The 20613-nt window shown below is 67.1% G+C and carries 14 protein-coding genes; 3 read left to right on the forward strand and 11 right to left on the reverse strand.

The features are described from left to right. Nucleotides 1–50: 50 nt before the first annotated feature. The 4 genes from ABE483_RS04670 to prfB all read right to left on the reverse strand — a co-directional run bounded on the left by ABE483_RS04670 (nucleotide 51) and on the right by prfB (nucleotide 6338). Nucleotides 51–2225, reverse strand: a complete 2175-nt coding sequence (locus ABE483_RS04670) for an ATP-binding protein (RefSeq protein WP_313212482.1) — start codon at nucleotides 2223–2225, stop codon at nucleotides 51–53. 1 nt (nucleotide 2226) lies between these two features. Continuing rightward, nucleotides 2227–3366 carry a two-component system response regulator gene (locus ABE483_RS04675; RefSeq protein ID WP_313218230.1) on the reverse strand — a complete coding sequence of 380 codons (1140 nt, stop codon included), beginning with the start codon at nucleotides 3364–3366 and terminating at the stop codon, nucleotides 2227–2229. A gap of 201 nt (nucleotides 3367–3567) precedes the next feature. Further along, entirely contained in the window at nucleotides 3568–5085 is a 1518-nt protein-coding gene (gene lysS, locus ABE483_RS04680; RefSeq protein WP_313218228.1) for a lysine--tRNA ligase, read from the reverse strand. 127 nt (nucleotides 5086–5212) lie between these two features. Beyond that, nucleotides 5213–6338, reverse strand: a protein-coding gene (gene prfB, locus ABE483_RS04685) for a peptide chain release factor 2 (protein WP_179459037.1) whose coding sequence is annotated in 2 segments (ribosomal slippage) — nucleotides 5213–6262 and nucleotides 6264–6338 — 1125 coding nt in all. Because the reading frame shifts where the segments join, the coding sequence is not laid out codon by codon here. Nucleotides 6339–6542: 204 nt separating this feature from the next. Between prfB and ABE483_RS04690 the strand changes: the two genes are divergently transcribed. Continuing rightward, a complete protein-coding gene (locus ABE483_RS04690) occupies nucleotides 6543–7292 on the forward strand; it encodes a M48 family metallopeptidase (protein ID WP_313212485.1) in 750 nt (249 codons plus the stop codon). Nucleotides 7293–7342: 50 nt separating this feature from the next. Here the strand turns inward: ABE483_RS04690 and ABE483_RS04695 are convergent, their stop codons facing one another. Then, a complete protein-coding gene (locus tag ABE483_RS04695) occupies nucleotides 7343–8212 on the reverse strand; it encodes a LytTR family DNA-binding domain-containing protein (protein ID WP_346481194.1) in 870 nt (289 codons plus the stop codon). 190 nt (nucleotides 8213–8402) lie between these two features. Between ABE483_RS04695 and ABE483_RS04700 the strand changes: the two genes are divergently transcribed. Then, nucleotides 8403–9416: a phosphatase PAP2 family protein gene (locus ABE483_RS04700; protein ID WP_346481195.1), complete on the forward strand. Its 1014-nt coding sequence runs from the start codon at nucleotides 8403–8405 to the stop codon at nucleotides 9414–9416. On the opposite strand, the gene ABE483_RS04705 is transcribed toward ABE483_RS04700, so the two are convergent. Beyond that, nucleotides 9355–12234 carry a VIT domain-containing protein gene (locus tag ABE483_RS04705; RefSeq protein WP_346481196.1) on the reverse strand — a complete coding sequence of 960 codons (2880 nt, stop codon included), beginning with the start codon at nucleotides 12232–12234 and terminating at the stop codon, nucleotides 9355–9357. The genes ABE483_RS04700 and ABE483_RS04705 overlap by 62 nt on opposite strands. Nucleotides 12235–12382: 148 nt before the next feature. Here ABE483_RS04705 and ABE483_RS04710 point away from each other — a divergent pair, with 148 nt between their 5' ends. Further along, nucleotides 12383–13432: a DUF1176 domain-containing protein gene (locus ABE483_RS04710; protein WP_346481197.1), complete on the forward strand. Its 1050-nt coding sequence runs from the start codon at nucleotides 12383–12385 to the stop codon at nucleotides 13430–13432. Between the two features lie 39 nt (nucleotides 13433–13471). Here ABE483_RS04710 and ABE483_RS04715 read toward each other — a convergent pair whose 3' ends face one another. The 5 genes from ABE483_RS04715 to carB form a co-directional block, all read right to left on the reverse strand. Next, complete coding sequence (locus tag ABE483_RS04715; RefSeq protein WP_346462204.1) at nucleotides 13472–14116, reverse strand: hypothetical protein; 645 nt, start codon at nucleotides 14114–14116, stop codon at nucleotides 13472–13474. After that, the gene (gene recJ, locus ABE483_RS04720; RefSeq protein ID WP_313212712.1) at nucleotides 14109–15773 is read right to left on the reverse strand and encodes a single-stranded-DNA-specific exonuclease RecJ; all 1665 of its coding nucleotides are present in this window, start codon (nucleotides 15771–15773) and stop codon (nucleotides 14109–14111) included. The genes ABE483_RS04715 and recJ overlap by 8 nt, the downstream gene beginning before the upstream one ends. Nucleotides 15774–15928: 155 nt before the next feature. Further along, nucleotides 15929–16849 carry a phosphoglycerate mutase gene (locus tag ABE483_RS04725; protein ID WP_313212713.1) on the reverse strand — a complete coding sequence of 307 codons (921 nt, stop codon included), beginning with the start codon at nucleotides 16847–16849 and terminating at the stop codon, nucleotides 15929–15931. Between the two features lie 5 nt (nucleotides 16850–16854). After that, nucleotides 16855–17319 carry a transcription elongation factor GreA gene (gene greA / locus ABE483_RS04730; RefSeq protein WP_026069738.1) on the reverse strand — a complete coding sequence of 155 codons (465 nt, stop codon included), beginning with the start codon at nucleotides 17317–17319 and terminating at the stop codon, nucleotides 16855–16857. 8 nt (nucleotides 17320–17327) lie between these two features. Beyond that, on the reverse strand, nucleotides 17328–20570 hold the full coding sequence (gene carB, locus ABE483_RS04735; protein WP_313218218.1) for a carbamoyl-phosphate synthase large subunit: 3243 nt from the start codon (nucleotides 20568–20570) through the stop codon (nucleotides 17328–17330). Nucleotides 20571–20613: the final 43 nt, after the last annotated feature.

Genomic DNA, 20613 nt, shown 5'->3' on the forward strand with positions numbered 1-20613 from the left:
GTCCTCCCCTCCCCTGTGTTGTTCAAGCCCGGCTGCCGCCGGGCTTTTTTTCAGCGCATGTCGCCGCCGTCGTCGGCCTGCCCCTGCGCCTTGCGCTGCGCACGCGCATCCAGTGCCTGCCGGCCTTCCTTGATGCCCGCCTGCAGCAGGGTCACGCGCTGCCGCCATTCGCTCTTGAGCTGCCAATCGGCCATGCGCATCAGGTCGCCCGCACGGTTCGCCACGCGGACCAGGCCCAGATTGCTGGCCACGCCCTTGATCGCATGCGCCTGCTCACGGAAATGCACCCAGTCGGCGCGCTCGCCGTCGGCCAGTGCGACGCCGACGCATTGCTCGGCATCGGCCAGGCATTGGCGGATGAACTCGCGTTCGAAGCCATCGCCCATGCCGAGCGAGGCCAACTCGTCCAGCACGCCTGGATCGAGCACCCCATCGAGCACGGTGGCGGTGCGCACGATCGGCGCGCTCGCCTTGAGCTGACCGTTGGAGGCGATGTCGGCCAGCACGTCCAGCAGCCGCACGGCCACCACTGGCTTGGCCAGGAAAGTATGCGCACCGGCCTGGGTACAGCGCTGGATCGCCTCTGGGGTGACATCGGCGCTGAGCACCAGCACCGGCGTGCGCGGACCGCCCCCGGCCTGCATCACGCGCAGCTCCTTGAGCATGTCCAGGCCACTCATGCCGGGCATGTGCAGATCGACGATGGCGGCATCGAAATCGCTCTCGGCCATCGCATCCAGCACCGCTTCGCCGCCGTTGACGCACAGCACCTTGTGACCGGCTTTCTGCAGCAGGCGCTGCAGTACCATCCGGTTGGCCTCGTGATCATCGGCGACCAGGATGTGCATGCTGCGCACGCGCGCGCGGTGGCGCAGGAACGGATCGGCGAAGGCGATGACATTGCCGTTGCGGTCCGGCAGCCCGTCGCCGACCAGGGCCGGGGTGACCGTGCCCAACGGCACGCGCGGCGGCGCAAACGGCAGCTCGAACCAGAAATGACTGCCCTGCGGCGGATTCTCTTCATAGCCGATGTCGCCGCCCATCGCCTCGACGAGGCCTTTGGCGATGGTCGTACCCAGGCCGGTGCCTTCGTGCCGGCGGGCCATGCTGACATCGGCCTGCTCGAAGGCTTCGAACAGACGTGGGCGCATTTCCGGCGCGACGCCGATGCCGGTATCGAGGATGTCAAAGCGCAGGCGCACCCCGCCATCGGATTCGGCATTGAGCACGGCGACGCGGATCTCGACCCGGCCATGGTCGGTGAACTTGACCGCGTTGCCGGCGATGTTGAGCAGGATCTGGCGCAGGTGACCCAGATCGCCGCGCAGCAACGGCGGCACGGTGTCGGCCACCTTGACCCGGTAATCCAGCCGCTTGGCCTTGGCCTGTGGCAGCAGGATCAGCCCGATCGCCTGGATGACATCGGTCAGGGCGAAGTCTTCGGCGGTCACGCGCAGCTTGCCCGCTTCGATCGCGGAGATGTCCAGCACCTCTTCCACCAGCGCCAGCAGACTGCGCGAGGAGGCCTGGATGGTATTGACGCACTCGCGCTGCTCTTCATCGAGCTTGGTCGTGGCCAGCAACTCGGTCATGCCCGACAGCCCGTTGAGCGGCGTGCGGAATTCATGACTCATGTTGGCCAGGAAGCGGCTCTTGGCCTCGCTCGCACGGCGCGCCTCGGCCATCGCCCGGGTCAACTGGCGCAGCAGCGTGGAGAAATACAGCGGCACCGCGGCCAGGCCCAGCCACAGCCCGAACGCCAGCCGGGCATTGCGTTCCCAGTACGGCGTCAGCAGCGCGGTGCTGCCGAAGCTGACCATGGCCATCGCCACGGCCACATAGAGATAGTTGTTGCCATAGCGCATGCCGTTGCCGACCGTCACCCACATCACCACGATGTAGACCCAGGCCAGCGGCTCGCCCATCTGCACCATCCCGGCGGCAATCAGCCCGTAGTCGGCCAGCATGCCGGCCACCCGGCGCGGGTCCGAGCGCCCCGGCCGCCACAGCAGCCAGCCGAACAGCCCCAGCGACAGCGTCAGGCCGGTCAGCACGATCGCCAGCACGCCGTGGTACTGCGCCGGCGGCAGATCGTGCCGCGGCCCCGGCATCAGTACGTACAGCAGGATCAGGGTGATCAGCACGATGCGCACGATCGCCTGGCCGTGCTCGGTATCCGGGCGCTGCGCCAGACGTTGCTTCAGCCGCGGGTACAGACGACGCATATCACATCCCCGGGCGGGATGACGCAGTGGAGTGCTGTGCGCAGATCTCATCAAGCTGGAGGCGGCCGCGCAGCAGGGCATCAACGCAACGCGGGTCGAACAACCGGCCACGCTGGGCGTACAGATAAGCCAGCGTGGCTTCCATGGTCCATGCTTCCTTGTACGGACGGGGTGAGATCAGGGCATCGAACACATCGGCCACCGCCACGATCCGCGCTTCCAGCGGAATGGCATCGCCGACCAGCCCATCCGGGTAGCCGCTGCCGTCGTAGCGCTCGTGGTGGCGCAGCGCGATCAGCGCGCCGACCTGGATGAAACGGTTCTGGCTGCCACTCAACAGTTCATAGCCGATGCGCGGGTGCCGGCGCATGATCGCCTGCTCCTCTTCGCTCAGCTTGCCCTGCTTGAGCAGCACGGCATCGGGAATGGCGATCTTGCCCATGTCGTGCAGGGGCGCGGCCATCTCGATCAGCTTGACCTCTTCCTCCGGCAGCCCGAGCTGCTCGGCGATCAGGCCCGCCACGTGCGCCATGCGCTCCAGGTAGGCGCTGGTGCCGGCATCACGGAACTCGATCGCACGCGCCAGGCGCGAAAGCGTCTCACGCTCGCGCTCTTCCACCTCATGCATGCTGGCCAGCAGCCGCTGCTCCAGCGAGAGCGCGCGCTGCTTCACGTTCTCCGACTGCTGGCGCAGCTGCAACAGGTTGTAGCAGCGCGCGCGCAGTTCGCGCGGGCGGATCGGCTTGACCAGGAAATCGATCACCCCCGCTTCCAGCGCGGCCTGACGGATCGGCTCATCGCCGACCACGGTGATCAGGATCACGGGGATGTCGCGGTGTTTGGGCAGGCGGCGGAACCGGCGGGCGAACTCCAGCCCATCCATCTCCGGCATGCGGTAATCGAGCAGCAGCAGATCCACGGCATGCGACTCGCACCAGGCGAGCGCCGTCAGTGGATCGCCGAAGTCGTGCACGGACAGTTCCGGCGCGATGTCTTCGATGACATGGCGCAGCATGGTTCGCGCGGACGTCTGGTCGTCAACGATGACAATATTCAAGGCTGCTTCTGCCTTCTTCCTTGACCACACTGGAACATGCTGCGGAGAGGATACTCCGCCGCTCAGCACACTGGCACCTTGCATGGGTCCGCCTCCCGTCATGAACACCCCAGTTCATGATCGTCGTCACAGTGTGATGCCAATGTAAGCACCCGCTGCAACCCGTCATGGTCCGTGGCCATCACGCCATAGCACCTTGCTAAGGCCACGCAGAAACCATACTCGCGCGGCCACGGGAGCGGAACCCCCATCCGGACGTGCCCCAAGCACGTCCGGACCCAGGTCTCAGTTTTCGGGACGCATATACGGGAACAGCAGCACGTCACGGATCGAGCTGCTGCCGGTCAGCAGCATCACCAGCCGGTCGATGCCGATGCCCAGGCCGCCGGTCGGCGCCATGCCGTACTCCAGCGCGCGGATGTAATCGGCGTCGTAATGCATGGCTTCGTCATCACCGCCCTCCTTCGCCGTGACCTGGGCCTGGAAACGGGCGGCCTGGTCTTCCGGATCGTTCAGCTCGGAGAACCCGTTGGCCAGCTCCTTGCCGTTGATGAACAGCTCGAAGCGGTCGGTATAGCCCGGCTGGTCATCGTTGGCACGGGCCAGCGGGGACACCTCGACCGGGTGGTCGGTGATGAAGGTCGGCTGGATCAGGGTGTGCTCGACGGTGGCTTCGAAGATCTCCAGCAGCAGCTTGCCCCAGCCGTAGGACGGCTTGATGCGGATCTTCAGGCGCTCGCAATGGGCGACCAGCGCATCGCGGTCGGTACAGTCGGCCGCACTGATTTCCGGGTTGTGGTGGCGCACGGCTTCATCCATGCGCCAGCGGCGGAAGGCCGGGGCCAGATCGATCGTGGCGCCGTCCCACTCCACCGTGGTGGTGCCCAGCACCTTGCTGGCCACGTCACGGATCACGCCTTCGGTCAGGTCCATCACTTCGGTGTACGTGGCGTAGGCCTCGTACAGCTCCATCATGGTGAATTCCGGGTTGTGGCGGGTACTCACGCCTTCATTGCGGAAGTTGCGGTTGATCTCGTACACGCGCTCCAGCCCACCCACGACCAGGCGCTTGAGGTACAGCTCCGGGGCCACGCGCAGGTACAGGTCCAGGTCCAGCGCGTTGTGGTGGGTGGTGAACGGCTTGGCCGTGGCGCCGCCGGGGATGTAATGCATCATCGGCGTTTCGACTTCCAGGAAGTCGCGGCTGTCCAGCCAGGCGCGCATGGCGCGGATGATCCGCGAGCGCTTGATGAACACCTCGCGCGACTCCGGGGTCACGATCAGGTCGACATAGCGCTGGCGGTAGCGCTGCTCCACGTCGGCCAGGCCGTGCCACTTGTCCGGCAGCGGGCGCAGCGACTTGGTCAGCAGGCGGATGCTGGTGGCCTTGACCGACAGCTCGCCGGTCTTGGTGCGGGTGAGCCCGCCTTCCACGCCGATGATGTCGCCCACGTCCCAGCCCTTGAACGCCGTGTAGGCATCGCCCAGGGTGCTGCCCTGCAGGAACAGCTGGATGCGGCCGGACTCGTCCTGGATCTGGGCGAAGCTGGCCTTGCCCATCACGCGCTTGGCCATCAGGCGGCCGGCCATCTTGACCTGGCGGTCACTGGCTTCCAGTGCTTCGGCGGTCCACTGCTCGGCGTCGGCGAACTCGGCCTGCAGGGTGCCGGCGAAGTGCTCGCGGCGGAAATCGTTCGGGTAGGCAATGCCCTGCCCGCGCAGGGCGGTCAGTTTCGCGCGGCGCTCGGCGATGAGGCTGTTCTCGTCGACGGGGGGCTGCGGCGCGGCGGTCTGATCGTTCATGGCGTGGGTCTATGTATGTCGGGGGGAAGGTACGGTCCCCGCCATCATGCCGATGGTCGGGGCGGATTGCGAAACCGGGCGCGGCCCGGGCACAACGGATCGGGGCCGCACGTGGCGGCCCCGACGGTCAGGCGTCGGTGCGTTTGGCACCCACGGCCAGGCCGGACTTCAGGCTGGCTTCGACGAATTCGTCGAGGTCGCCATCCAGCACCTTCTGCGTATCGGAGCGTTCGATGCCGGTGCGCAGGTCCTTGATACGGCTCTGGTCGAGCACGTAGTTGCGGATCTGGCTGCCCCAGCCGATGTCGGACTTGGTGGCTTCCACCGCGTCACGCTCGGCGTTGCGCTTCTGGATTTCCAGCTCGTACAGCTTGGCGGCCAGCATCTTCATCGCGTTGTCGCGGTTCTGGTGCTGGCTGCGGCCGGTCTGGCAGGCCACGACCGTGTTGGTCGGGATGTGCGTGATACGCACCGCCGATTCGGTCTTGTTCACGTGCTGACCACCCGCGCCGGAGGAGCGGTACACGTCGGTACGCAGGTCGGCCGGGTTGATGTCGATCTCGATGTTGTCATCGACTTCCGGCGACACGAACACCGAGGTGAAGCTGGTATGGCGGCGGTTGTCCGAATCGAACGGCGACTTGCGCACCAGGCGGTGCACGCCGGTTTCGGTCTTCAACCAGCCGTAGGCGTAATCGCCTTCCACGCGCAGGGTGGCCGACTTGATGCCGGCGACGTCGCCACCGGACACTTCCATCAGCTCGGTCTTCCAGCCGCGCGATTCGCACCAGCGCAGGTACATGCGCAGCAGGATCTCGGCCCAGTCCTGGGCTTCGGTACCACCGGCACCGGCCTGGATGTCGACGAACGCCGCCGCGGTATCCATCTGCCCGGAGAACATGCGCTGGAACTCCAGCTGCTCCACGTGCTTCTGGTACTTGTCCAGGTCGCTGACCACGGCCAGGGCGGTTTCTTCGTCCTGTTCGCTTTCGGCCAGTTCCAGCAGTTCGCCCGACTCGGTCAGGCCGTCGAGGATCGTGGCGATGCCGCCGACGGTCTTGTCCAGATTGGCGCGTTCGCGGCCAAGATTCTGGGCGTACTCGGCGTTGTTCCAGATATCCGGGTTTTCCAGTTCCCGGGTTACTTCTTCCAGACGCTCTTTCTTGGCGTCGTAGTCAAAGATACCCCCTGAGCGAGAGCACGCGATCGGTGAGATCGGTGATGCGCTGGCGGACAGGATTGAGCTCGATCATGTCGGCGATTAATGCGTGCGAAAAGACTGTCCATCATAGCCTATCCGGGGCTTTCCGGCGGTGGCCGGGGTGGGAATCGCCCTGTTCCGGCCAGGAAAACGACATCGCTGAACACGGGCGCCCGGGCAGACGGTAGACTTCCGCCCCGCTGCGCGGCCCCCTGCCCGCGGCGTCCCCCAACGCACTACATGGAGCACTACCCCGATGAGGACGTCATCCTCCGCCCTGCTGCTGGCTCTCGCCTGCCTGACCGCTTCCACCACCGCCTCGGCCCTGGACCTCAAGCAGCTGGCCAGCACCGGCCTGAAGGCCGGCCAGGCGTTGACCCTGTCCGACCAGGACGTGGCCAAGGCCGCCGACGAAGCCTGCGTCTACATGGACCAGCAGAACAAGGTGGCCCCGGCCAACAACCCGTATGCCCAGCGTCTGGCCAAGATCACCCAGGGCCTGGCCAATGAAGACGGCATGAGCCTTAGCTTCAAGGTCTACCTGACCGAAGACGTCAACGCCTGGGCCATGGCCAACGGCTGCGTTCGCGTGTACTCCGGCCTGATGGACATGGCCTCGGACGATGAAGTGCGCGGCGTGATCGGTCACGAGATCGGCCACGTCAAGCTGGGCCATTCCAAGACCAAGATGCGCACCGCGCTGCTGGCCTCGGCCGGTCGTGACACGCTGGCCGCCTCGGGCAATGCCAATGTCGCCACCCTGACCCAGGGCCAGCTCGGCGAACTGGCTGAAGGCTTCGTCAACGCGCAGTTCTCGCAGAAGGAAGAGAGCGCTGCCGACGAGTACGGCTACCGCTTCATGAAGCGCCACCAGTACGACCCGGCCGCATTGGCCAGCATGTTCCGCAAGCTGTCCAGCGATGGCGGCCTGATGTCCTCGCACCCGGGCTCGGAAGCCCGCGCCGGGCGCATCGACGCGATGATCAAGAAAGACAGCAAGCGCTGAGTGCCCTGCCGGCACCCGGGTCCGCCCGGGTGCCGGTCAGCCAGGCAAGGTCAGGCCGGTGCCTGCACGGCCAGCGCCTGCCGGAATGAGGGCAGCTGCCGGCGGCTGCACGGCACCCGGCCGCCATCGTCCATGTGCAGCAGGGCCTCACCCCCCTCCAGCGGCTCGATCGAGACCAGGTGCCGCATGTTCACCAGCCAGCTGCGGTGGGCACGCACGAAGATCCCCGGATCCAATCGCTCTTCCAGCGCCGCCATGGTGCTGCGCAGCGGGTAGTCGTGCCCGCGCACCCGCAGATTGACGTAGTTGCCCGCCGCCTGGGCGTACTCGATATCACCGGTGGCGACCAGGAAGTCGCGGCCCAGCTTGCGCACCAGGAACCGCTCCGGACGCTCCACCGCGTCCACCGGGGGCGCATCGTCCGGCGCGGCCAGCAGATGCGCTTCGCCCTGCCGGCGTCGCCCGAACCAACTGAAGAAGTGCTCGATCGCCACGAAGCTGAAGAAGGCACGGACATCCTTGAGGTACTCGTACATCAGGCGTACCGGCCAGGTGGCATCGTCTTGGTATTGGTAGCCGAGCGCGGCATAGGCGAGATGGCGCAGCCCCATCATCCCGGTCACATGCACCACCGACCACGCCACGCTGGCCAGCAGATACAGCGGCAGCCGTCGCTTCCAGGTATCGGCGTGCAGCGGCCAACGCTGGCAGCCCCACCACAGGACCGGCAACGTCAGCAGGATCATCGCGACGCTGCTCAACTCCCAGATCATCGGCTGCCACAGGCCCAGGTCTTCGCCACGGCGGCCCGCATCCATCACTTCCACCAGCGCATTGGCCACCGCGGTAGTCAGCAGGATCACCGACCACACCAGCATCCGCGCACCCGGCCGCCACCGCGCGGCACGTCCGTTCGCCATTGAATCATCCATTTGCAAAGGGTCGTCAGCCTGACTCATCAGGCCATGGTAGTGCGCCCCACCCGTCCCCTGGCGACCGCCATTCGTCACTTGGCGCGGCGTCGGCTGGTTGCGCCCACTGTTCGGACTGCGCCGGCAGCCGGTATCGTTGCCGGTCCCGCGGGCGGTGGCCCGGCACTGAGGAATACGGATGTTCCAGACCCATTGGCATGTGTGGCTGCAGTCGTTCTTCGATGCGGCGTGGATGTTGCCGCTGATGCGCGTCGTCAGCACGCTCGGCTACGAGTGGGCGTACGTGCTGTTGATCGTGGTCTGCAGCTTCGGGATACGTCTGCGCGCGGGGTTGGGCATCATGATGGCGGTACTGCTGATGTCGATGGCCACGCACGCGATCAAGCAGGGTGCTGCGCTGCCCCGTCCCAGCGATGTCGACATCCACGTGCTGGACAAGGGCCGCCCGGGCCAGGCGCTGGTGGCCGATGGCGCTGCCGGAGCGTTCTGGTCGCTGCCGACCGATGAAGCCATTGCAGCGTTGCGTGCGCAGCCGGATCCGGACTATGGGTTCATCAGCGGGCATGTGGGCGTAGCCACAGCGGCGATGACGGCTCTCGTGCTGTGCTTCGGTATCCGCAGTGCTGGCTGGCGAATCGCGCTGCTGATCGGCTGGCCGTTACTGATGGCGCTGTCTCGGATGTACCTGGGGCGGCATTTCCTGTCCGATGTGCTGGGCGGCTGGCTGGTCGGGATGGCCTTGGGCTGGCTTGCCTGGCAGTGCCTGCCAGCGCCCGCGCGCCGCAATCGAACCCGCCACCTCATCCTCGCCACCCTCGGCGTCGGCGTGACGGCAGCGGCGCTGACGACCGAGTTCGTCCCGCCAGACAGCGCGGGGCGGTATCTGGGGCTGCTGCTGGTCTTCGCCTTCCTGCAGTGGCGCGGCTGGCCGGTGGATCCGCAGACGTCGTGGCAGCGGATCGGGCGGGTACTCGCCGTGATCGGGCTGTATCTCATCATCAGCCCGGTGCTGGAGACGGTTGCCACTGCACTGGCACTGCCTGATACGGCGGTGGTGGAGGTAGTGTTGAACGCCATCGGCAACGCGGCGATCTTCATCGGCGGCATCGCCTTGGCGGGGTATTGGCCGCTCACTTCACCTCGAACTCCCCGACCAGCACCGTCTCCGCCCGGTCCTTCAACCGCAGCGTGACCTGCTGGTCGCGCTGGGTGCGGCTGCCCCACTTGGTGCTCAAGCGCAGCATCAACGTGGTGGCGCCGGTGACCAGCTGCTCGCGGCTGCCGAAGTAGTTCGCTTCGATCTTGTAGGTGCCGGGCTTGGCATCACGCAACGAAAACTGCTCCGGGCCATAGCCGCCGGTGAAGTCCTGCGACATCTGCCCGCCCTGGTAGGTCAGCCGGTTGCCGTAGTAGGCGCGCTCGCCATTGGGATCGGTGACCCACAGGTCCATGTCGCTGTTGTCGCTGTCCCAGCTCAGCACCACGCGCAGGTCCAGCGGCATCGCACGGCGCAGGCGCGGGTCGATGGCCGAGGCGTCGACGCGCTCGCGTGCGATCAGCCGGGTCAGTTCATCCAGCGCGATCAGCGAGATGCCGTCGAAGCGGCCATCCCACGGGCGCACCACCACTTCATACAGCGATGCCACCGCCGCCTGGTACTGCCCGGCCGCTTCGAGCGCCAGGCCGAGGTCACGGAAACTCTGCGGCTCCTCCTCGCCCATCGCCAGCACCTGCCGGAATACCGGCACGGCCAGCGCCGGTGCCTTGGCCTGCATCAGGCGGTAGCCAAGCACACGCAACACGTGGCGGTTTTCCAGGTCCATTTCGGCAAGGTTGGAAAGCACGCGCAGGGCCAGCTCACGTTGTCCGCTGGCCAGCAGCAGATCGGCCACGTCCAGATAGAACGCGCTGCTGCCAGCGTGCTGTTCGCGCTCCTGCAGATACAGTGGATACAGCTGCGCCGGGGTGGCATCGCGCAGGCGGCGTGCATAGGCCGAATCCGGTTCCCACGGCGCGAGCGTCAGGGTGATCTGGCCATTGTTGGCCTTGGGTGCGGACTTGGCGCGACGTTCAGTGGTGGCCTCTGCCTGATCGGCAACCGCCGAGGCGGTCAGCTCCACACGGTCCAGCGACATCGGCGCCGCAGGTGCCGGCGGTGGCGCGGCCATCGCCATGGCGACTGGCGCGGCGACGGCGTGCACGTCCGGCTTGGGCCGCGGTGGCGCATCCTTGGGCCAGCGGGTATTCCACCACTGCTCGCGCTCGGCGAACTGGCGGGCGATGCCATCCAGGCGGCGTTTCCGCTCCGTGGCCACGTCCGCCACCGTCACTGCATGGCGCTGATCGTAGGCCGCGCGCAGCGGGGCCGGCGGACGGATGCCGTAACGCAGGTAGTCGTCCAACGTTTCAAGAACCAGCAGCGAGGTATCGGCGGTCACCACACCGAACTGCTGCGACAGCACCTTGGCCGCCGGTGCCCCGGCCGGGTCCGCCGCCAGGGCTGCCAAGCGGGCATTCGCCCACGCGTGGGCGACCAGGCCGCCTTCGGCCACCCGTGCGTTCGCGACGTTGAGCGTGATCGGCTGCGGATCGTTGCCGCCACCGCGCAGCGACAGCAGCACCGTCGCATCGGGACGCAGCACGCGGCCGGTGACACGGATCCAGCCCTGTGTGGCGCTGGAGACATCCACGTTCACATCCTCCACGCCACGTGCCACGACATCGGCCACGTCGACCGGCTGCTGGAGCAGCAGCGGCAGCACGCCGGGCACCTCCGCCTCGCTGCTCACCTGCAGCAGTTGGCCCTGATGGGCGCTGGTCCAGGCGCGCAGGCGCGGCGTGTCGGTCTTCGCACCGGCGCTGCTCAGCGCATACAGGCGTTGATCGGGCGACAGCGTGGGCAGCCTCTGGCTGCCGTAGTTGGCCAGGCCATCGCTGACCAGAAGGTACTCGCCGATGGCCGGGTTGGCGGTCCAGTCGCCCAGTGCACTGGCGCCATCGTTGGGCAGTGCCCGCAGGTACTCGCGCAGTGCTGACCAGTCGCCCTGGGTCACCGGGAACTGCCGCGGCGTTTCGCTGCGGTCACGCAGCACCGTCAATTGGACCTGGCCCGTGCCGAGGGCCTGGAAGTACCGATCCAGTACCGCCAGTTCGGCTGCGCGGTCGCGTGACCCTGCCGAGCCCGATGCATCCCAGAGCAGGCCGATGCGCCGAGGCAGGACACGTGCCGCGGTGGATGCACGCACCGGCACGCTGGCCAGCAGATAGCGCTGCCCCTCATGCAGGCCGGTGACCACGTCAGTGCTGCGCGCGAGCGGCAGGCTCCATTGCAGTTGGGCAGGCAGATCGGCGCCCCGCCCCTGCCACTGCGCCGCGTAGGCACCGGCCTTCAACGTGAACGCGAGTGGATTGATGCCCACGGCGACCGGCTTGCCCGTCCCGCTGGCCTCCAGCGTCACCGTTACCTGCTCGGCCTGGCGCGCAAAGAACACGGGCAGTGACCACTGCAGGCCCTGCGGGACGGTCGGCAGGCTGTCGCGCAGCACCAGGCGGACGCGACGCTCACCACGCGCCGGGATGGGATAGAGCCGCAGCCGGAACTGATTGCCGGCGGTCTGTTCCAGCAGCCCTGGGTCAACCTGGCGGCGCTCGATCGCCTCGAACACCTGGCGACCCTGCGCCTTGGGGACTGGCACCGCGTCGCGCAGCTCACCATCGATATCCAGTGCGAACCCGGCCACCTGTTGGCCCCCAGCCAGCGGGAACGCCAACTGCCCTTCCAGCACCCGCGCATTGGGATTGTGGAAGGTCAGCTCGATCGTGGTTTCACCCAGCCCCGCCATGACACGGCTGTCGATACGGGCCTCGGTCAGCCGCACCGGCACCTCGGCGCCAGCGACCTGCAGGATCGGCGGCCGTGGCGGCGGGAAACGCCGCGCCTGTGCGTGGGCGCTGGGCAGCTGCCAGCACAGCAGCGCAAGCAGACCGATACTGCGCAGTGCGAGTCCCATGTGACGCTCCTGATCCGATGACACTCCATTGAACGCACGGCACAAGAGAACGGGGTTGAGCGGCGGCAATCGCCTGTTTCGGTCATGGACGCCTCACCCGCGCTGGGCCAAGATCGCCCTCCACGGATTGATGGACCAAGGTTGCCGCATGCGCCTGTTGTTGACCGCCCCGCTGTTGATGGGGCTCGCCCTGCCCGGTTACGCCGCCGCGCCCGTCGAGGGCGTGACGTTCACCCACCACGACTGGACGCTGGCCTGCGACAACACCCGTGCCTGTCGCGCCGCCGGTTACCAGGCCGATGACAATGGCGGCGACCCGGTCTCGATCCTGCTCACCCGTCCCGGCGGGCCGGACCAGCCGGTGCAGGCCGAACTGATGCTGGGCCAGTACGACGACAACACCGCCACCCAGCGGCTCAGCCTGCAGATCAACGGTACTTCGCTGGGCCCGATGCAGTTCGATGCCGCCGATGGCACCGCTACTTTTTCCGCCAAGCAGCTCGCTGCCCTGCTCGCCTCACTGACACGCAACAGCCGCATCGAGCTGATCGGCGACGATGGCGCGCGCTGGACGGTCTCTGATCAGGGCGCCTCGGCCGTGCTGTTGAAGATGGATGCGTTCCAGGGTCGCCTTGGCACACCCGGCGCGTTGATGCGCAAGGGCACGCTCGCCGAATCCTCGGTGCCGCCCGCACTGCCGGTGCCGGTCGTGCAGCTGGGCAAGCCGGTGGCCACCCGCCCGGCGGATACCGCGCTGGCCGCATCGCCGGCGCTGCGTGCCGCCCTCGCAGCAGTGACTTCAGCCGACGATTGCGAAGCGCTGGGACCCAGCGGCAGCGTGTCGCCCGGCGAGGAACCCGAAGCGCTGACGGTGCAGCGGCTCAGTGCCGACAAACTGCTGGTCTCGCTGAGCTGCTGGCGCGGCGCGTACAACACCGGTGACGGCTACTGGGTGATCAACGACCGCGCGCCGCACCAGCCGCGGCTGGTCACCACGGCAGCGGTCGGTGATGAGGTGCGCACCATCCAGGAGGCGCACAAAGGTCGTGGCCTTGGCGATTGCTGGTACTCCACCACCTGGGGCTGGACCGGCACGCAGTTCGTCAAGACGGAAGAGAGCAGCACCGGGCTGTGCCGCCTGGTCGCCGCTGGCGGCGCCTGGGAGATGCCGACACTGGTGACCAAGGTGCAGGAATAAACCACTCGATCGACGCGATCACCATTGGCCCGGCGATGCTCAGTCGTCGCCGTCTTCCCAGCCGTCGAACGGGAACAGCGCGGGCAGGATCGTCTCCATGACCGCCATGCTCTGCATGACGGCGTGGTCGGCCGAGTACGGGCGCGAGACTACGGCGTGATGTGCGTGCACAGGCCTGTCCGGTGCGCTGGAGAGGTGTTCGACGTAAGCGACAAGCAGACGTTGCGCGGCCTGATGCCGATCCGGGCCGTCCTGGGCCGCGCGCAGCGCTGCATGCGCGGGACGCAACGCGGCGGCATCGGGCAGGTGGCAGGTGTACGCCAGCGTACCGGTCTGATCGTCGGCATCCCGGTAGTCATCCGGGTCGTCCGAGGGCTGGTAGGCCGTGGCCACGCAGCGGGTCCGGCGTAGCCGCGCCATCACCGCAGCAACCGCATCGTCGACGGTGATCGGACCGGTGGACGCGCCGTCTCCGCCCTCGATCCGTGCGGCCAGTTCCTGCCGCAGCAGCCACGCCACACTTTGGCGCGAGCCTTCCAGGTCCGGGAATTCGAAGCCCTCGCGGGCGGAGAGTTCGGTGCGTGCGGTCTCGTCACCCTGCAGCACGATGCGACTCTGCAGATCGAAGCGTTCGGTAGGCGACAGGCGCATGTGGGTCTGCGCGGTGCGGCTCAGGTCAGGCATCCGCGCAGTGCTCCACGATCAGCTGGATCGCGCCACCGCCCCGGTAGTCATCGCTGACCAGCCGGTAGGCGATATGGACGTGGTTGGCCGGCGCATTGCCGGTCCAGCCGCTGAAGTGGATGGCGCTGACCGGCTCGGGGCGGCCCGGCACGCGCAGGCTCAGCTTGAGATGTTTCTCTTTGAGCACCTGCCAGCGCGCCACCTGGAAGTGACCATCGAACAGTGGCTCGGGGAAGCCCTGCCCCCACGGCCCGGCCAGGCGCAGCGCCTCGGCATGGGCGAAATCCAGTTCCTGCGGCAACAGCTCGCCATCGGTCAGCAGCAGCTGCTGCAACGACAGCGGATCGAGCGTGCGCTCCACCACCTCCACGAAGGCCTGCTCGAACGCGGCCAACTGCGCGTGCGGCAGACTGAGGCCGGCGGCCATGGCGTGGCCACCGAATTTATCGATCAGGCCCGGGTGCGCCGCGTTGACCAAGGCCAGCGCGTCACGGATATGGAAGCCGGGGATCGAGCGCGCCGAGCCACGCAGCGAGTCGCCGCCGGGCTCTGAAGGTGCGAACGCGATCACCGGCCGGTGCAGGCGATCCTTCATCTTGGAAGCCACCAGCCCGACCACGCCGGGATGCCATTCGGCATCGAACAGGCAGGCGGCGACCGGGCGCACGCCCTCGGCACTGAGCACCGCCCGCGACACCGCCAGTTCGGCGTCGTCGGTCATCAGCTGCTGGACGGCGCGGCGCTCGGTGTTGATCGATTCCAGCGTCGTGGCGATCTCACGCGCGTGGGCACGGTCTTCGGTGAGCAACAGCTCGATGCCCAGCGCCATGTCTTCCAGCCGGCCGGCCGCGTTCAAACGTGGGCCGAGCGCGAAACCGATGTCACTGCCGGTAAGCCGCGAGGCGTCACGCCCGCTGGCCTCGATCAACGCCTGCAGCCCCACGCACCCCTGCCCGTTGCGCAGCCGGCGCAGGCCGGCCGAGACCAGGGCGCGGTTGTTGTCATCCAGCGCGACCAGATCGGCGACCGTACCCACCGCGACCAGGTCCAGCAGGGTCAGCAGATCCGGCTCTGGCGTCGTGGCAAACGCGCCCTGCTCGCGCAGGTGGCGGCGCAGGGCCATCAATACATAGAAGATCACCCCGACGCCGGCCAACGCCTTGCTCGGGAAGGCATCGCCGCTGATGTTGGGGTCGACGATGGCATCGGCCGGCGGCAGATGTTCGCCCGGCAGATGGTGGTCGGTGACCAGCACCTTCCAGCCGAGTGCCTTGGCCGCATTGACGCCAGCGTGGCAGGCGATGCCATGGTCGACCGTGACCAGCAGACCCGGATTGAGCGGGGCCAGCTCGGCCACCAGCGATGGCGACAGCCCATAGCCATGCAGCATGCGGTTGGGCACCGCGTGCACCACATCGCGCGCGCCGAGCATGCGCAGGCCGCGCACCCCGACCGCACAGGCGGTGGCGCCATCGCAGTCGAAATCGCCGACGATCAGGATGCGTTCGTTGGTGGCGATCGCATCGGCCAGCAGCGCTACCGCGGCCTGCATGCTGCCCAGCAGATCCGGCGCATGCAGCTGGGCCAGCTTCGGCTGGGCCTGCGCGGCATCGGTCACCCCGCGCGCAGCGTAAAGGCGCTGCAGCAGCGGCAGCATGGAGGACGGCCACTCGCCGACGGCGGCGGCAGGACGGCGCTGGATACGGGGTGCTTCAGACTGGGTCAAAACGGGCTCGATCGATGACGTGCGTGACCATGATACCGCCCTGCCATGGGTAGAGCCGGCCGCTGGCCGGCTGCCGATCGTCGCACTCAGAGGTCGTGCAACTGCACCGGCTTCTTCCAGAACCGCCAGCGCTGGGTCTTGTCGATCTCCACGCGGGCGCCGTCCTCGAAATCCAGCACCAGCCGCTTCAATTCCCCGCGAGCAATCGCCGCCAGCAACGGGCGGATCGCCTCATTGCCCAACTGTTCCAGCGAACGCAGCTGACGCAGGTCCACCAGGGCATCCACGGTCTGCTCGCCATCGGCCTGCAGACCCGCGGCCTTGGCCAGCGCCTGCAGCAGCGCATCGCGGCTGCGGACCTGGGCATGCGCGGTGGTCACGCGCTCCGGCAGCTCACCGCCGCCCCAGAACCACAACGAGTTGATCGCACGTTTGCCGTCGGCCACGCGCTGCTGGTTCCACTCGTGCTGGTGCAACACCACCTGCGCTTCGGTCAGCAGGGCGCGCCAACGGCGGCCCGCATCGCCTTCAGGCAGATGGGCAAACAGATCATCGCCAAGCACTTCATCAGGCTCGGCGAACGCGGGCAGCGTGGTGCCTGGCGGCAGGCGCAGGTACCAGCGTGACGGCACCGGGGCATCCAGCACGAAACCGAACCCGGCAAACAACGGCTGCAACGCCGGCAGCAGATGCATGACATCGGCCAGATCGGGACGCAGGGTATCCCCGTGCCCCATCAGGCGAGCACCGTGCATGTCCGGCACCACGTTGGCCGGATCGGCCCGCAGCCACACCGCCCCGTCGGCATCGCCGACATCCAGCTGGCGGGTCAGGGCGGCAGCAGACCACGCGTCCGGCTGCGTCTGGAAATGCCGACGCAGCTGGGCGCGTTCGCCTGCCTCGGCGCTGCGGCGCTGCGCACGCCCCAGCGCCTTGGCGACGTCATCGGGCAACGGCGCCGCCGGAAACCGGCTGCGTGCCGGCAGCAACAACGTCGCCGTGGCCATCGCCGTCAGTCCAGGTACTGGACGCTGACGATTTCGTACTCGCGCTGGCCGGCCGGTGCGTCGATGGTGACCGCATCGCCTTCCAGCTTGCCGATCAAGGCACGGGCCAGCGGCGAGGAGATCGCGATCAGGCCCAGCTTGATGTCCGCTTCCAGGTCACCCACGATCTGGTAGCGCTTTTCTTCATCGCTTTCCACGTCCGACAGCTCGACGGTGGCGCCGAACACCACCTTGCTGCCGGCGTTGAGCTTGGTGATGTCGATGATCTCGGCATGCGACAGCTCGCCTTCCAGCTGCTTGATGCGGCCTTCGATGAAGCCCTGCTCCTCGCGCGCGGCGTGATACTCGGCGTTCTCCTTGAGATCGCCGTGCTCGCGTGCCTCGGCGATCGCCGCGATGACCTTCGGGCGCTTGACCGACTTCAGGTGGTCAAGCTCTTCGCGCAGACGCTGCGCGCCCTTCAGGGTGATCGGTGCTCTCATGCGTTCAACTCCTTGTGCAGTTCCTGCAGCGACCAGACGGGGCCGGTGCCGCGGAATTCCAGTGATTGCACCAGCGCCATGGCGCCGGCGATGGTGGTCGAATAGGTCACGCGATGCTGCAGCGCTTCGCGACGGATCGAGAAGGAGTCATTGATCGCCGCGCGACCCTCGGTCGTGTTGACGATGTAGACGATCTCGCCGTTCTTGATCGAATCGACGATGTGCGGACGGCCTTCGACCACCTTGTTGACGATCTCGCAGGCCATGCCGTGCTCCTGCAGCCACGCGCCGGTGCCACGGGTGGCCACCAGGGTGTAGCCGCGCTCGAGCAGTGCCTTGGCGACCGGCAGCACGCGCTTCTTGTCCGGGTCACGGACCGAAACGAAGGCCTTGCCCAGCGGCGGTGCCTTGATGCCACCGGCTTCCTGCGCACGCGCGAAGGCGGCGCTGAAGCTGCGGCCCACGCCCATCACCTCACCGGTGGAGCGCATCTCCGGCCCGAGGATCGGATCGACGCCCTGGAACTTGGCGAACGGGAAGATCGCTTCCTTGACCGAGTAGTAGCCCGGCACGATTTCCTTCGTCGCGCCCTGCTCGGCCAGCGTCTTGCCGGCCATGCAGCGCGCGGCGATCTTGGCCAGCGGCATGCCGGTGGCCTTGGAGACGAACGGCACGGTGCGCGAGGCACGCGGGTTCACTTCCAGCAGGTAGACGATGTCTTCGCCGTTCTCGCCAGCCTGGATCGCGAACTGGGTGTTCATCAGGCCGACCACGTTCAGGGCCTTGGCCAGCTCCACCACCTGGCGACGCAGCTCGGCCTGGGTCTCGGCCGACAGCGAGTACGGCGGCAGCGAGCAGGACGAATCGCCCGAATGCACGCCGGCTTCTTCGATATGCTCCATCACGCCGCCGATCAGCACGTTGCCGTCCTTGTCGGCAATGATGTCCACGTCCACTTCCACCGCGTTGTCCAGGAAGCGGTCCAGCAGCACCGGCGAATCGTTGGAGACCTTCACCGCGTCGCGCACGTAGCGGGCCAGATCGGATTCGCCGTAGACGATTTCCATCGCGCGGCCGCCCAGCACGTAGCTCGGGCGCACCACCAGCGGGTAGCCGATCTCGCGCGCCAGCAGCAGGGCTTCCTGGTCGTTGCGGGCGATGCGGTTCGGTGGCTGCTTCAGGCCGAGCTTGTCGACCAGCTGCTGGAAGCGCTCGCGGTCTTCCGCCAGATCGATGGAGTCCGGCGAGGTGCCGATCACCGGCACACCGTTGGCTTCCAGCGCGCGCGCCAGCTTCAGCGGGGTCTGGCCACCGTACTGGACGATCACGCCCTTGGGCTGTTCCAGCTCGACGATCTCCAGCACGTCTTCCAGCGTCAGCGGCTCGAAGTACAGGCGGTCGGAGGTGTCGTAATCGGTGGACACGGTTTCCGGGTTGCAGTTGACCATGATGGTTTCATAACCATCCTCGCGCAGCGCCAGCGCGGCGTGCACGCAGCAGTAGTCGAACTCGATGCCCTGGCCGATGCGGTTCGGACCGCCGCCCAGGATCATGATCTTGTCGCGGTTGCTCGGCGCCGCTTCGCACTCGTCCTCATAGGTCGAGTACAGGTACGCGGTGCTGGTGGCGAACTCGGCGGCGCAGGAATCCACGCGCTTGTACACCGGGCGCACCTTGTGGGCACGACGCAGCGCGCGCACGGCCGCTTCGTTGGTGCCGGTCAGTTCGGCCAGGCGGGCATCGGAGAAACCGGCGCGCTTGAGCTTGCGCAGACGTGCCGCATCCAGCGCGTCGATGCCGTCGGCGGCCACCTCGGCTTCGGCTTGGATGATCTCTTCGATCTGGTCCAGGAACCACGGGTCGATGTGCGAGAGCGCGAACACCTCTTCCACGCTGAAACCGGCGCGGAACGCATCACCCACGAAGAACAGGCGCTCCGGGCCCGGGGCCTTGAGCTCGCGCTTGATGGTGGTGATGTCGTCTTCGTTGGACAGGTCCAGACCGGTCGGGTCCAGGCCGATCTTGCCGGTTTCCAGACCACGCAGCGCCTTCTGCAGCGACTCCTGGAAGGTGCGGCCCATCGCCATCACCTCGCCCACCGACTTCATCTGGGTGGTCAGGCGCGCATCGGCCGCCGGGAACTTCTCGAAGGCGAAGCGCGGGATCTTGGTGACGACGTAATCGATCGACGGCTCGAACGAGGCCGGGGTCAGGCCGCCGGTGATCTCATTCTTCAATTCGTCCAGGGTGTAACCCACGGCCAGCTTGGCCGCGACCTTGGCGATCGGGAAGCCGGTGGCCTTGGAGGCCAGCGCCGAGGAACGCGACACGCGCGGGTTCATTTCGATCACGACCACACGGCCGGTGGTCGGGCTGATGCCGAACTGCACGTTCGAACCGCCGGTATCCACGCCGATCTTGCGCAGCACGGCGATGGAGGCATCGCGCAGGCGCTGGTATTCCTTGTCGGTCAGGGTCTGGGCCGGGGCCACGGTGATCGAGTCACCGGTGTGCACGCCCATCGGGTCCAGGTTCTCGATCGAGCAGACGATGATGCAGTTGTCGGCGGTGTCGCGCACCACCTCCATCTCGAATTCCTTCCAGCCCAGCACCGACTCTTCCACCAGCACTTCGGTGGTCGGCGACAGTTCCAGGCCGCGGGTGACGATGTCGACCAGCTCTTCGCGGTTGTAGGCGATGCCGCCACCGCTGCCGCCCAGGGTGAAGCTGGGACGGATGATGGTCGGGTAGCCGACGCGGGTCTGGATGTCGATCGCTTCTTCCAGCGTGTGCGCGACCGCAGCGGACGGGCACTCCAGGCCGATCTCACCCATGGCCACGCGGAACAGCTCGCGGTCTTCGGCCATGCGGATCGCATCGCGCTTGGCGCCGATCAGCTCGACGTTGTACTTCTCCAGCACGCCGTTGTCGGCCAGGTCCAGCGCGCAGTTCAGCGCGGTCTGGCCGCCCATGGTCGGCAGCAGCGCGTCGGGCTTTTCCTTGGCGATGATCTTCTCGACCGTCTGCCAGTTGATCGGCTCGATGTAGACGGCGTCGGCCATCTCCGGGTCGGTCATGATGGTGGCCGGATTGCTGTTGACCAGCACCACGCGGTAACCCTCGTCGCGCAGTGCCTTGCAGGCCTGCGCGCCAGAGTAGTCGAACTCACAGGCCTGGCCGATGACGATCGGGCCTGCACCGATGATGAGGATGGTTTTAAGGTCAGTGCGCTTGGGCATTGTCTTCTCTAAGTCTGGACAGCGAGGCAGATGGGGGTGATCG

The sequence above is a fragment of the Stenotrophomonas sp. TWI602 genome (genome assembly GCF_039674045.1).
Taxonomy (GTDB): Bacteria; Pseudomonadota; Gammaproteobacteria; order Xanthomonadales; family Xanthomonadaceae; genus Stenotrophomonas.